The 12512-nt window shown below is 41.8% G+C and carries 12 protein-coding genes, 16 tRNA genes and 1 rRNA gene; 5 read left to right on the top strand and 24 right to left on the bottom strand.

Going from position 1 to position 12512, the window contains the following annotated elements; all coding sequences use genetic code 11:
• Positions 1-123: 123 nt before the first annotated feature.
• Both trmL and queG read right to left on the bottom strand, forming a co-directional pair.
• Positions 124-600 (bottom strand): tRNA (uridine(34)/cytosine(34)/5-carboxymethylaminomethyluridine(34)-2'-O)-methyltransferase TrmL, encoded by a 477-nt coding sequence (gene trmL / locus CSV68_RS14775; protein WP_099635346.1) that lies wholly within the window; start codon positions 598-600, stop codon positions 124-126.
• Between the two features lie 14 nt (positions 601-614).
• A complete protein-coding gene (gene queG / locus CSV68_RS14780) occupies positions 615-1751 on the bottom strand; it encodes a tRNA epoxyqueuosine(34) reductase QueG (protein ID WP_099635366.1) in 1137 nt (378 codons plus the stop codon).
• 55 nt (positions 1752-1806) lie between these two features.
• Between queG and CSV68_RS14785 the strand changes: the two genes are divergently transcribed.
• From CSV68_RS14785 to CSV68_RS14795, 3 genes are all read left to right on the top strand, one after another.
• The gene (locus CSV68_RS14785) at positions 1807-2514 is read left to right on the top strand and encodes a B3/B4 domain-containing protein (RefSeq protein ID WP_099635345.1); all 708 of its coding nucleotides are present in this window, start codon (positions 1807-1809) and stop codon (positions 2512-2514) included.
• A complete protein-coding gene (locus CSV68_RS14790) occupies positions 2508-3023 on the top strand; it encodes a hypothetical protein (protein ID WP_099635344.1) in 516 nt (171 codons plus the stop codon). Before CSV68_RS14785 ends, CSV68_RS14790 begins: the two co-directional genes overlap by 7 nt.
• 362 nt (positions 3024-3385) lie before the next feature.
• Positions 3386-3766, top strand: a complete 381-nt coding sequence (locus tag CSV68_RS14795; RefSeq protein ID WP_233190502.1) for a hypothetical protein — start codon at positions 3386-3388, stop codon at positions 3764-3766.
• A 19-nt stretch (positions 3767-3785) separates the two neighbouring features.
• Here CSV68_RS14795 and CSV68_RS14800 read toward each other — a convergent pair whose 3' ends face one another.
• From CSV68_RS14800 to CSV68_RS14820, 5 genes are read right to left on the bottom strand one after another with little or no spacing between them, the layout of a single operon-like run.
• A complete protein-coding gene (locus CSV68_RS14800; protein WP_099635342.1) occupies positions 3786-4298 on the bottom strand; it encodes a (2Fe-2S)-binding protein in 513 nt (170 codons plus the stop codon).
• Positions 4295-5131 (bottom strand): FAD binding domain-containing protein, encoded by an 837-nt coding sequence (locus tag CSV68_RS14805; protein ID WP_099662530.1) that lies wholly within the window; start codon positions 5129-5131, stop codon positions 4295-4297. Before CSV68_RS14805 ends, CSV68_RS14800 begins: the two co-directional genes overlap by 4 nt.
• Positions 5128-7473 carry a xanthine dehydrogenase family protein molybdopterin-binding subunit gene (locus CSV68_RS14810; RefSeq protein WP_099662531.1) on the bottom strand — a complete coding sequence of 782 codons (2346 nt, stop codon included), beginning with the start codon at positions 7471-7473 and terminating at the stop codon, positions 5128-5130. The genes CSV68_RS14805 and CSV68_RS14810 overlap by 4 nt, the downstream gene beginning before the upstream one ends.
• Before the next feature lie 25 nt (positions 7474-7498).
• Positions 7499-7690: a capping complex subunit for YIEGIA gene (locus CSV68_RS14815; RefSeq protein ID WP_099635339.1), complete on the bottom strand. Its 192-nt coding sequence runs from the start codon at positions 7688-7690 to the stop codon at positions 7499-7501.
• Between the two features lie 45 nt (positions 7691-7735).
• A complete protein-coding gene (locus CSV68_RS14820) occupies positions 7736-8659 on the bottom strand; it encodes a YIEGIA family protein (RefSeq protein ID WP_099662532.1) in 924 nt (307 codons plus the stop codon).
• A 58-nt stretch (positions 8660-8717) separates the two neighbouring features.
• Here CSV68_RS14820 and CSV68_RS14825 point away from each other — a divergent pair, with 58 nt between their 5' ends.
• Positions 8718-9752: an XdhC family protein gene (locus tag CSV68_RS14825; protein ID WP_099635337.1), complete on the top strand. Its 1035-nt coding sequence runs from the start codon at positions 8718-8720 to the stop codon at positions 9750-9752.
• Positions 9749-10354 carry a nucleotidyltransferase family protein gene (locus tag CSV68_RS14830; RefSeq protein ID WP_099662533.1) on the top strand — a complete coding sequence of 202 codons (606 nt, stop codon included), beginning with the start codon at positions 9749-9751 and terminating at the stop codon, positions 10352-10354. The genes CSV68_RS14825 and CSV68_RS14830 overlap by 4 nt, the downstream gene beginning before the upstream one ends.
• A gap of 351 nt (positions 10355-10705) precedes the next feature.
• On the opposite strand, the gene CSV68_RS14835 is transcribed toward CSV68_RS14830, so the two are convergent.
• From CSV68_RS14835 to rrf, 17 genes are all read right to left on the bottom strand, one after another.
• Positions 10706-10786 (bottom strand) — tRNA-Leu (locus CSV68_RS14835).
• Between the two features lie 29 nt (positions 10787-10815).
• Positions 10816-10886, bottom strand: a tRNA-Cys gene (locus CSV68_RS14840).
• Between the two features lie 7 nt (positions 10887-10893).
• Positions 10894-10968, bottom strand: a tRNA-Gly gene (locus CSV68_RS14845).
• 8 nt (positions 10969-10976) lie between these two features.
• Positions 10977-11048: transfer RNA gene (locus CSV68_RS14850), tRNA-Gln, on the bottom strand.
• Positions 11049-11052: 4 nt separating this feature from the next.
• Positions 11053-11128 (bottom strand) — tRNA-His (locus CSV68_RS14855).
• A gap of 55 nt (positions 11129-11183) precedes the next feature.
• Positions 11184-11259, bottom strand: a tRNA-His gene (locus CSV68_RS14860).
• A 33-nt stretch (positions 11260-11292) separates the two neighbouring features.
• Positions 11293-11363, bottom strand: a tRNA-Trp gene (locus CSV68_RS14865).
• A gap of 3 nt (positions 11364-11366) precedes the next feature.
• Positions 11367-11451: transfer RNA gene (locus tag CSV68_RS14870), tRNA-Tyr, on the bottom strand.
• A gap of 8 nt (positions 11452-11459) precedes the next feature.
• Positions 11460-11532 (bottom strand) — tRNA-Thr (locus CSV68_RS14875).
• 7 nt (positions 11533-11539) lie between these two features.
• Positions 11540-11615: transfer RNA gene (locus tag CSV68_RS14880), tRNA-Phe, on the bottom strand.
• A gap of 47 nt (positions 11616-11662) precedes the next feature.
• Positions 11663-11738 (bottom strand) — tRNA-Asp (locus tag CSV68_RS14885).
• Between the two features lies 1 nt (position 11739).
• Positions 11740-11814 (bottom strand) — tRNA-Met (locus tag CSV68_RS14890).
• Positions 11815-11832: 18 nt separating this feature from the next.
• Positions 11833-11908: transfer RNA gene (locus tag CSV68_RS14895), tRNA-Val, on the bottom strand.
• A 50-nt stretch (positions 11909-11958) separates the two neighbouring features.
• Positions 11959-12033, bottom strand: a tRNA-Glu gene (locus CSV68_RS14900).
• 22 nt (positions 12034-12055) lie between these two features.
• A tRNA-Ser gene (locus CSV68_RS14905) sits at positions 12056-12147 on the bottom strand.
• 4 nt (positions 12148-12151) lie between these two features.
• Positions 12152-12226 (bottom strand) — tRNA-Asn (locus CSV68_RS14910).
• Between the two features lie 43 nt (positions 12227-12269).
• Positions 12270-12385: ribosomal RNA gene (rrf, locus tag CSV68_RS14915) — 5S ribosomal RNA — on the bottom strand.
• Positions 12386-12512: the final 127 nt, after the last annotated feature.

Consider the following 12512-nt stretch of genomic DNA (forward strand, 5'->3'; position numbering starts at 1 on the left):
TTTTGCATTCTTATCTGCAATCTTGACTGGCGGATATGATAACAAGCCAGGCGAATCAAAGACGAATCAAATGAAGTAAATAGAAAAGGGATTGGCCATGAGCCAATCCCCTTTTTTTATACATTACGTTAAATGGGCAAATTTCTGTTGACGAAGTGCTTCATAAATAAGGATTGCAGCAGTATTCGACAAGTTCAATGAACGAATATGCTCATCGTTCATCGGTATGCGCAAACAACTCTCTTTATACTTCTCCGTTATTTCATTTGGCAAGCCGGTAGTCTCTTTTCCAAACACAAAGAAAATGTCCTTATCGGTATCCGAATAATCAAACGTATCATAGCTCGTCTCACCGAATTTTGTAATGAAATAAAACTCGCCTTCCGGATATGCGTCTATAAACTCTTGGATCCCCTCGTGATACGTGATATCCACATGCTCCCAGTAATCCAGTCCAGCACGTTTCAACATTTTATCTTCAGTAGAAAAACCAAGGGGCTTTATTAAATGGAGAGCTGTATCGGTTCCCGCACAAGTACGTGAAATATTTCCTGTATTCGCAGGGATTTGTGGTTCGAATAATGCAACGTGAATCGTCATCTTACTACCTTCTTTCAATTAATGTGTAGCTGTTCCAAAGCCTGTGTAATTTCACTTACTACAAACTCATCTTCTTCCGTAACCAAACTTTCTGTCAGCACTTCTAGCACTTCTGTCGTTCCGATCTCCCCAAGTGCCCATGCTGCTGTTCCTCTGATCATCGGCCGCGGATCTTCTTTTATCAATCTGGTTAACTCCGGTACCGCTGCTTCATCTTTGAAATGCGCCAAAGCAATCAATGCATTTCGCTGAATCGGATTTTTTCCGCGCCAAGAGCCTGACATATAGCCATACTGCTCTTTGAACTGTCGATTGGATAAGGTCAATAGTGACAGTAGCAAAGGTTTCACGAGCTCCGGCTCAGGTGTGAATTCCAGCTGGTGTGTGTGATTCATTCCTTTGTTTTTCGGACAAACCGTTTGGCACGTATCACATCCATACAATCGATTCCCGATCTTATGTCGAAACTCTTCAGGTACAGGCTTTTTTGTTTGTGTCAAAAATGCAATGCAACGCTGGGCATCTAATTGTCCTGGTTGTACAATCGCACCTGTCGGACAGACATCCAAGCATAAATTACAATCTAGACACTGATCTTCCATCGGCTCATCTGGTGCAAACGGCAAATTCGTAATCATTTCGCCCAGATAAACGTAGGATCCGAATTCCGGTGTAATAATTGAACAGTTCTTAGCGGACCAACCGATACCCGCACGTTCTGCTACTGCACGATCTACAAGCTCTCCTGTATCTACCATAGAACGAAGTCGCGCATCAGGCACCTTAGTCAGAATGAATAATTCCAGCTGCGCTAGTTTGTCACGCAACACGGTATGATAATCTTCACCCCAAGAAGCCCTGCAAAACATACCACGACGTTCCCCTTTTTTCCCACGGGGACTATCTGACATTTTCGAGGGGTACGCAACTGCTATAGCAATAATGCTCTCTGCTTGATCTAGCAATAATAAAGGTTCCGTTCGTTTCTCTATATCCGGCTCTTCAAAACCGGATTGATAGTTCAATCGTTGTTGTTGTTTTAGACGATCTTTTAATTTTACAAACGGTGCTGCCGTTGTAAAACCAATTTTATCTATTCCAATGGACGCCGCAAACGTTTGTATTTCTTGCTGTAACTGAGCGACATTCACCATTACCCGCCTCCCTTATGATAAGATGAAGTAAAATTACAAGCAGGTGGTACTGATGCAACTTACTATTGATTCTTCTATATTCACGAAAATCCCTGATTTTAAATTAGGCATAATCTATTATAACAAAACAATCGTCTCTGCATCACCTCAGATGCTAAAAGGACGACTACAATTATTTCAAGAACAATTATATTTCGAACTACTTGATAAAGATTTCGCAGATTTCAATGGTCTAGCGCAATGGCAATCCATTTGGACAACTCTAGGTGCAGATCCATCGACTAAGCCACCAGCTCTTCAATTACTCTTACAACAGATCAAAGATCGTCGCTATACTTCTTCCTTCCATAGTGCAGAAGATCTGAACACGTTCTTTTCATTGCAATACGAAATCCCAACAGTTATTTATGATGCTGACAAAATAGCCGGAGATATTATGTTGTCTGTCGGCAGCGCTGAGGACGGCTACGAAGGATTGAATAATCAATTCAATACCTTTGAAAACATTTTACTCCTAAGTGATGGTTACAGTCCATTCGGTAGCCCGTATGTCGATTCTATACGAACAGCCGTAACAGAGGAAACCGAAAACATCATACAACTGCTTTTCATCCAGCCTTCATTGGAACAAGAAAAGGCTAAACAATTAGCTGAAGCTTGCGGCAAAATGTTTACTAGCATAAACGGAGGAGACTATCAAAGTTCTGTATTGGATAGTCAAAATCCTAACTTTATCCTAACAAAAGAGGTGGAATCATGAATATTACATTAGCTGAAGGCATTAAATTAAAAAGTATTCTATCTAAGCAAATTCGTGAATTGGAAACGGAAGCCCAACGAGTGGCTTTTGTAACGGTTGAAAAAGGCGCACCACGTCCTATAATTAGCCGAACATTAAAGGACGTAGAAGCTGAGATGGAACAAGTTAGACTAGATCAACGCAAACTAGATTATCTCATCTACGTAGCAAACAGCACAAATACAGTAGAGTTTGAAGACAAACAACTACCATTAGTTGAAGCTATCGAACTGGCTATCCAACTGCGTGCAAAGTCTTCTTACTATAAACAATTCTCTTTAGCAAGTAAAGAAGAAATCCAATATGGTTTTGCCGAATCGACTACGATTTATCGTGTAGCATTGTTTGATCCAGAAGAATATCGATTGAAAGCACAACAAGCGGAAAAAGCAGCGCATCAATTATCGAATCGCATCAACATGAAAAACTATACAATCGTTCTTGACTTCGATGGTGCTAACTACTTCTAACCTCAAAAAGGTGAGACTCCTTTTTGAGGCATAGAGTGGGAAATATGAACACAAACTTGCTAAACCCATTACTTGTTACCCTTTACACATTGACCAATGACCTATTACCAACCACGTCCATGGCAATGATCCCTTACTGAGTAACACCCTTTCATATTTCTCCTCTATGGCCTGCTGCCTGTCATTTTGACAGGCAGCAGGTTTTTTTATATTTTGTCACTACAAAAATAGGCGGCATTTAGCTTACCAAAGGTTATCTGGAGAATAGTAAATCAGTTTTTCTTGAGAATCCCATCCTTATAAATAGCATGAATCGGGGTAGACTATAGTGAAATAAATAATTTGGGTGAGGAGGAATGAATATGCAGAACAAGCAACAAGGTCAAAGCTATAAAGAACAACAAATAAAACAGCAGCAACAACAATTGAAGGATAACCAATCGCTAGTAGAACAACAATTCACCACCAAAAAGAAGATGGCATTACAAGCCATGCAACAGGCGGTACAATCACTTCAGCAAATGTCCTCTATGTCAGACTTGGCAACGTTACAACAAGCACAACAACAACTGCAACAAGCAGTTCAGCAGCTAAATTATATGCAAGGCATCTCTATTACACAATCTACGACTGCTGAACAACAGCAATTAGAACAAGTACAACAACAAATTGAGCAAGCCGCGCAAACACTTCAGCTCATTCAATCTCTCAACAGCGGAAATCAAAGCTTTAAAAAAGGGTAAAAAACACATCCAGAACTTTCTACTTTGAAAGTCTTGGATGTGTTTTATTTATGGAATCATCATTTTCTACAATCAAAGAATTCACTGCATCTTTAATTTCTTGATATCCTGTACATCTGCAAATATTGGATTGCAACCACTCCTCCACGATTTCTTCTTTCGCATTTGGATGGTTGGTCAGTAATGCATGACCATTGACGATAAAACCGGGTGTACAAAACCCGCATTGAATCGCCCATTTATCAATAAAAGCCGTTCGAACAGGCGAATCTAATAGTCCTTCAATTGTTGTAATTGGTAAATTAACTACTTCAACTGCCAGTGATAGGCAAGAATGGCTGGGTTCTCCGTTAATAAGTACCGTGCACGCCCCGCAATCTCCATTTTCACACGACCGTTTAGCGCCTGTTAATCCAAGCTTTTCCCTTAAAGTAGATAGCAAAGTATCCGCATTTCTAACAACTACTTCCTGTGTTTCCCCGTTCACATGTAAATGAATAATAGCTTTAGATGTTGCGTTTTGCCAATTCATTCGCCCATCTCCATTTCTTCCATGACGTCTAGTAATACATTTTTCAATACAAATGACCTGTACTCTCTAGAACCTTGAAGATCATCCACGATACTTGAAGGTAGATTGCCCAGGACTTTGTCTATTCTATCCACAATAGGGATGGTTGAATCATTTAGTATCGCCTCTATTTCATCAGATCTGAAAGGATAATCACACACACCGCTAAAAGCAACTCGTAATTGATTTTCCTTCAAAATTGCCGCCACTGACACGACAGGATAGCCTACTTTCGAAAACTTGGTTCTTTTTAAACTTATATACGGCAACTCGATATAGGATGAATCAATAATAATTTGAAGAAGCAGTTCCCCTGGAGACAGTTTCATTTTCCTATCAAATAGGGACTTCAAGGAGACAACTCTTACATCAGTCCCCTTCACAACTTTTACTCTCGCATCTACTAGCAAAAGCGGTAAAACACTTTCCTTATATATCAATTTGCTATTAATATTCCCACCGATCGTAATTTTGTTTCGCGAGGTGTGATCTGCAATTTGTTTAACGGTTGCCCCCAGAAATGGAAATAGGTTGGAATTGGTAATTTTATTTAATGAAACTGCCGCTCCAATTACTACATCATCATTTCGCATTTCCAACACATTACATTCGGGAATTCCTTTACTATCAATTATCGCATCTGCATAAACCTTATTCGTACGGGCAAAGGTAATAAATTCAGTGCCACCGGAGATGTACATAGCTTTTTCACCTTGTTCATGAACCCCGTTGTACATATCAATTGTTTCAGTAATAGAAGAAGGTTGAAAGTACATAAAATCAAAAGAAATCATTTAGTTCCCTCCTTCTTCTTTTGCCAAATAGATTCTGGTGTAAGCGGCAATTCATTTAACTCCACATCAGCTGCAATGGAAAGACTGTTGGCCAAGCATGCGGGTGCTCCAATAACGCCATATTCACCTATTCCACGGGCACCAAAAGGTCCATCTATTGCGGGGCTCTCGATAAAATCCACAAGATATTCTGTTGGTTGTTCACCATAACGCAACATTGGATAACCCCGAAGGTCTGAATTTTGTACAATCCCCTGTTCATCAAAGACAAACTTTTCGCTTGTCGCATAACTCAAGCCCATATACATGCCGCCACGCATTTGTTGTGTGGCTGTCATAGGATTAATAATGGTTCCTCCGTCAAGGACCGTGACGCCTTTTAAAATAGAATACGTAAAATCCCTTGTGTCTAATTCAATTTCTATAGCTTGTACACCAACCGACCACCACGGTCCGGGCTTCCCAAAACCGGTTTGTTGATCCATCGGCGTTAAATGTCGCTGTATATGTTTCCCGATACCGACAATTTGTCCTTCTATTGAATGCCCACTTGGATACGTATAACCTAAGGAAATATCCTTAATATCCACACCAAATGTAGGATCAGGCTTTAAGTACACCCTTCCACCGCCAACTTCTAAGTCATCAGGAGAACATTGCAACACAACGGCAGCTGTTTTCTTTAACTGAGCAATTGCATGATCTGCAGCGAATACGACGGCCTTTCCCGCCAAGAAAGTTGAACTGCTCGCAACGGTACGCCATTGGTGAGGGTCGTATTGTGTATTGACTTCCATTGTGACATGAACTTTATTCATGTCCATGCCTAACTTTTCTGCAAGAATTTGTCCGAGTATCGTTTTAGTTCCTTGTCCTAACTCTATCGCTGCACAATTTAAATTCACGCTACCGTCTGCTTCAAAAATAATAATGGCGCCTGCCTGTGCATTTGTAGCCGTCGTGGAAGTTTTCCAAAACGTACTAATCCCTTTTGTGCGCACTTTGTTTTTTCCACTTTGAACTTTTTGTCCTTCATCCCACTTGATTAGCTCTTTAGCACGGTTAATGCATTTCTCCAAATCGCCAATATTGTTCGCTGTCAAGACGGTTTGTGTGGGAGTTGTATGTCCTGGTTTAATACCATTGATCATACGAAGCTGAAGTGGATCCATTTGCAACTTCTCAGCAAGCTGATCCATTGTTCGTTCAACTGCAAACGTTAACTCGGGATGTCCATATCCCCTAAATGAAGTCGCAAAAGGATGATTCGTATACATGCAATATGAGTCACACCATACATTTGGAATATTGTAAGGACCTGTACAATCAAGTGCCGCTGCTCTTGTAATCCCCGCAGCTTGATCAGAATACGCACCTGAATCAAGTAAATACGTATATTTCCCCGCAACCAATTTGCCTTCTTTCGTTACCCCAAGTTGGACGGTTGCGTCGAAACCAATACGACAAGGGGCTGTTGTCATATCTTCTTCCCTATCGAACTCCAATTTCACTACTTTTCCACCCACTGCTTTCGAAGCCAAATAAGCTAGTGGTTCCAACTGAACTGTTCCCTTTCCACCAAACGCACCCCCTACCATCGGAATGTGAACGAGGATATCTCCAACCTCGACATTAAAAAATTGGTTGAGTACTTTTTTTATTGTAAATGGAGACTGACTACAAGAGTGGACAATGACTTTTCCCGCTGGATTAATTTCAACTCGTGTACTTCTTGTTTCCATCGCGACATGATCTGAAAGATTAAATGAATACGTCGCTGTGATGGTTTCTTCACTATTTGCCCAAGCCGTATCAAAGTCACCTTTACGAATTTTAATATGACTACCAATATTTGTAGACGCTTTCGGATAGACATCGCTTATAATTTTCGTGTATTGTTCAGCATTGTCATGTACAAGTGGCGCGTCTTTTAAAAATGCCTGTTGCACGGAGTTCACAATAGGTAAAGGTTCATATACAACTTTCACTTTCTCGGTTGCATGTTTTGCCTGATGTTCATGATCTGCTACGATAATCGCCACAGGTTCACCATAATAACGGACTTTCTCAAATGCCAATGGTGGCCGGTCTGCCAATATAGGGCCTATATGGAACGGAAACATTTTACCAGTAATAATCGCACGCACGCCGGGCATTTTCCATGCTTCAGTCGTATCTATGGAGATAATTTTTGCATGGGCCTGTGTGCTTTTCACAAGTTTGGCGTGCATAAGTCCAGGAGCTGAGTAATCCCCTATGTACCTAACTTTTCCTGTCGATTTTTCCACCGCATCTATCCGTTGTTCAGGTTTTCCAACTGTGGACCAAGATTTATTCGCCATTCATTTAACGCCTCCTAAACTATAGTTACCGAGCTACGATAATGATTGTGTCCTTATTAATTTCATGAGCTGAAGCATCCATCACTTTCTCAATCGTCATACTAGTTTCTTGTAATTCCTTTTCATCTATCACTACGAATACAGGTGCGCCTCCCCCTTTAATCACTTCCGGCTTTATCGTAATGACTGCAATAATTTCAGCGTGCTCATTCCCCAATTTAGTCAACTCCCTAATACTTAATCCACATATGTTTCTTTTATTTTACGAGTTGTGCTTATCCGCTTCCTTTGGCATCCGAATTGCACTATCTAGAACAGGAACTTTATCTAACACTGCTTTAATCTGATTAAAATCCTTTTCCCGTGGCAAGAAAAACAATGCGATTCGACCGTCTGCCATATCCCTCTTCGTAAGCGGAATTAAAGCTGGTTCACCAGAGTCAAGATAACTCCCCAGAATAGTAGCCACATGATGTAGCATCGCCTGTCGCTGTCCTAGAAAAGACAATGTAACAATACTGTTTTGGTTTTTCGGTGTAACGATTGCACCCACCGCTTGTTCAGTAATGATTTTTCTCGTATCCTCTAATCCCACATTTTTAATTAATATATCGTCAACGAAAAGCGTTGGCCCTTCAAAGCGGATTGCCGCTTCTTTAACATCTGCGATATCACTCAAAAACTTCCCCGCCATATTGAACTTCACAACAACCAGCATGATAATCCCACCGATAATTCCTATCCAAAATGAAAATACGGCACACAATGTAGTCACAAGTGCCGTGAACATTACTAAATAATTTCGGCTTTCAAAAGCCTGCGCCATTCCTTCAACAAAAGGTGCACCACGCTTCACAAGTTCGAATGTATCGATCTTCTCAAGAGATTCCCTTTCCATTTTTCTAACTTCACGGAACTGGGTCGCTGCAAGGCCAAGAAACGTAACGGCAGTCCAGTCTGATTCTAAAACAGCGGGAATTGCTACAGCACCGATGAAAGCAGAAATGAATCCAAAGGAAAGATGAATAATCCTGCCAGTAGGATAGGTTGGATATTGCCGAAAATCAGTACGTAATAAAAGCATTCGCGCAACAAAGCCAAAAATAATCCCGATGATAACTGGAAGTAAGTAAGTGCCCACATGCAACCTCCTCGAAATAGTATAGATCTTCCATATTCTAACCATCCCAAGCCCAATTTATAATGTGAAGATGATATTTAAAAATGAATAATAGGTTTACGTAATGGATAAGGTAATTAAAAAGGATGAAGGTGAAAAATTGAAATCTATTCAGCAAATAATTGAAACGGTCTTGGTTGATACCCAACCCGCTGTGCTTGCAATGATAGTTAATGTGGATGGATCCTCCTATCGAAAGGAAGGTACGTGGATGCTTATTCAAGAGAGCGGTGCACAAATCGGAATGATAAGCGGTGGTTGCTTAGAAAATGATTTACATGGTCGTGCAACACAATTATTTAGGACAGGCAAAGTGGTTACTGTTGAATATGATTTAAGTTCTGAAGACGACCTTGATTGGGGACGTGGTGCAGGATGTAACGGCGTTGTCACAGTATTGGTACGTGATATTGATGAGGATTTTCGAGATGTCCTTGATTTTCTACACAAGCAGATGCAATCCAATGAACCTACATACTTTCTCCAATCCATAACAGACTACAAACAGTATGGATGTATAACCGCAGATGGAATTCGATGTGGGGAAATTCAATCAGACGTTACACTGAATTTTAATAACATTATACCGTTTCAAAGAAAAGCTGAACAAATGTACTTCGATGAAGAATTAGTATATTTTCAGCTTGTTTGGCCACAACCCTTACTTTATTTAATTGGAGCTGGCCTCGACGCAAGACCACTTGCACGGCTTTCAGAGAATCTCGGTTATGCGGTCCACCTTTTGGATTGGCGAAGCAATGTTTGTAATGAAGTGCACTTTCCAACTGCAACATCTATTCAAATTGGCGATGTTAGAAAGCTACTCTCAAATACAAAATTTAGCCCGTTGGATTCAGTTGTACTCATGACACATGATTTTCAATTAGACGTTGACATTGGACGGCAGTTACTTCTACACAAGTTATTGTATTTCGGCATTTTAGGATCAAAAAAAAGAACGAAGCGCCTATTTGATGGAGTACTTCCAAATAGTGTTCATTCACCAGTAGGATTATCTATTGGAGCGGATGGACCTGAAGAAATCGCTGTCAGTATCGTAGCGGAACTCATTGCTGTGCGACGGGGGAAATTAATATGAAAATCGTTGGCGTTTATCTGGCCGCCGGAAACAGCACTCGAATGGGTACTCATAAATTAGCATTGCCTATTGGTACTATGTCTCTCGGAAGCTTGGCACTTGAAACTGCATTGAAATCACCACTTGACGAAGTCTATGTAATTATAAAAGATACAGACGATATGGAATGGATTCCTTCACATATGAAGGCCCATGCTAAATGCTCAATCATCCAATGCCCTACTTCAAATGAAGGCCTTTCTGAGTCTTTGCGCTATGGCATTCAACATGCTCGAGAACATCTTGCCGATGGCGTACTTGTCATGCTTGCCGATCAACCTTTTATAACGGTTCAAATGCTTTCCGAGATGATTACTTGCATGAGTGAAAAACCCCCCTGCAAATTCGTAGCCACTACATCCGAACAGGCCATTACGCCACCCGTTCTATTTTCTTCCTCCATGTATCCAGACCTTTTGAAGTTACATGGAGATAAAGGTGCACGGGCAATTTTACAAAGTGATTTTCTTCAACAAGGAACGTTTTTGAATTGTAACGACAAAAGACTGGTATTCGATATCGATACAAGGGAGGATTACGAAACTCTTAAAGTATTGGAATAAACTTAACGAGTGAAAAATTTTCTATCCTTTACTAGAAAAACGTTAAATCACTGAATTCCAACGTATTTTAGAAACTTTTATATAAAGCATTGATATAAAACCCCTCATGCCTCTTTAGAAACTCGTTTACTCTATGTTATTTGTTTCTCATTTACTCCTGAATAGCTCAAGATCTACACATTCGCCTATGAGCCCTATTCAGCCACGCCTAAGGTTCATGATATGTATTGTACCAACGCTTCTTTACAAGAAGCCTCTACAGCTCGCTGTAACCTCTTTTGATGGGCAACGACTACTCTCACTTTTTTAAATATAAAAAAGAACACAGCATATGCTGTGTTCTTTTAGTGATACCCGAGGCCGGACTTGAACCGGCACGCCTCGCGGCATCGCATTTTGAGTGCGACGTGTCTGCCATTCCACCACTCGGGCACGTGTTAAAGTAACTATATAAAATTATAAGGCGGCAACCGGAATCGAACCGGTGGTAAGGGTGTTGCAGACCCGTGCCTTACCGCTTGGCTATGCCGCCAACATAGTGGAGCGGAAGACGGGATTCGAACCCGCGACCCCGACCTTGGCAAGGTCGTATTCTACCACTGAACTACTTCCGCAAAACTGACTGGGGTAGCTGGATTCGAACCAACGAGTGACGGAGTCAAAGTCCGTTGCCTTACCGCTTGGCTATACCCCACTAATGGGGCGGACGAGGGGAATTGAACCCCCGAGTGTCGGAATCACAATCCGATGCGTTAACCACTTCGCCACGCCCGCCATGTTATGATCACTTACAGTATAGTAATGAGTGTTAATAATTTTTAAAAAAATATGGGGCGGACGAGGGGTATCGAACCCCCGAATGTCGGAATCACAATCCGATGCGTTAACCACTTCGCCACGACCGCCACAATTATTATTTATTATTTATTTAAAAAATACAGGGGCAGTAGGAATCGAACCCACACCAAAGGTTTTGGAGACCTCTATTCTACCGTTGAACTATGCCCCTAAATGGTGGTGGGGGACGGATTCGAACCGCCGAACCCGGAGGGAGCGGATTTACAGTCCGCCGCGTTTAGCCACTTCGCTACCCCACCAGTAAGGATGCCGGCGAAAGGACTTGAACCCTCAACCTACTGATTACAAGTCAGTTGCTCTACCAATTGAGCTACACCGGCATATAAATGGTGGCTCAGGACGGAATCGAACCGCCGACACAAGGATTTTCAGTCCTTTGCTCTACCGACTGAGCTACTGAGCCACATTTGTTATTTTTAGAAAGACGCTTTTCGAAGCGTATGTATAAAATGGCGGTCCCGACGGGAATCGAACCCGCGATCTCCTGCGTGACAGGCAGGCATGTTAACCGCTACACCACGGGACCTTGGTTGCGGGGACAGGATTTGAACCTGTGACCTTTGGGTTATGAGCCCAACGAGCTACCACTGCTCCACCCCGCGATAATACTATGAAATAAATGGTGGAGGATGACGGGCTCGAACCGCCGACCCCCTGCTTGTAAGGCAGGTGCTCTCCCAGCTGAGCTAATCCTCCTGGGTTATATTGAAAAACAACTCTTGTGAATACTTCATTTTCAAAATAATTGGTGACCCCTACGGGATTCGAACCCGTGATACCGCCGTGAAAGGGCGGTGTCTTAACCGCTTGACCAAGGGGCCATATAGAATGAAAGTGTACATCTGGCGGAGAGCAAGGGATTCGAACCCTTGAGGCAGCGCAAACCGCCTACACGATTTCCAATCGTGCTCCTTCGGCCACTCGGACAGCTCTCCATAATGGCTCCGCAGGTAAGACTCGAACTTACGACCGATCGGTTAACAGCCGATTGCTCTACCACTGAGCTACTGCGGAATAATGTAATGTGGTTATAATATTCTTTATAACTTGTCTAACAGACCAGCGATGTCCTACTCTCACAGGGGGAAACCCCCAACTACCATCGGCGCTAAAGAGCTTAACTTCCGTGTTCGGTATGGGAACGGGTGTGACCTCTTTGCCATCATCACTGAACTGTTTTCAAAGCCATGATTATTATATCAAACTGAGTGAGAAAGTCAATCCTTTTTCATAAAAAGATTTCATTCACTCAAAACTGAATAAAAGACATTGGTGTAGTTCAAGTAACTACTTTTTAAAA

It is taken from the genome of Sporosarcina sp. P29, from assembly GCF_002743265.1.
Taxonomy (GTDB): Bacteria; Bacillota; Bacilli; order Bacillales_A; family Planococcaceae; genus Sporosarcina.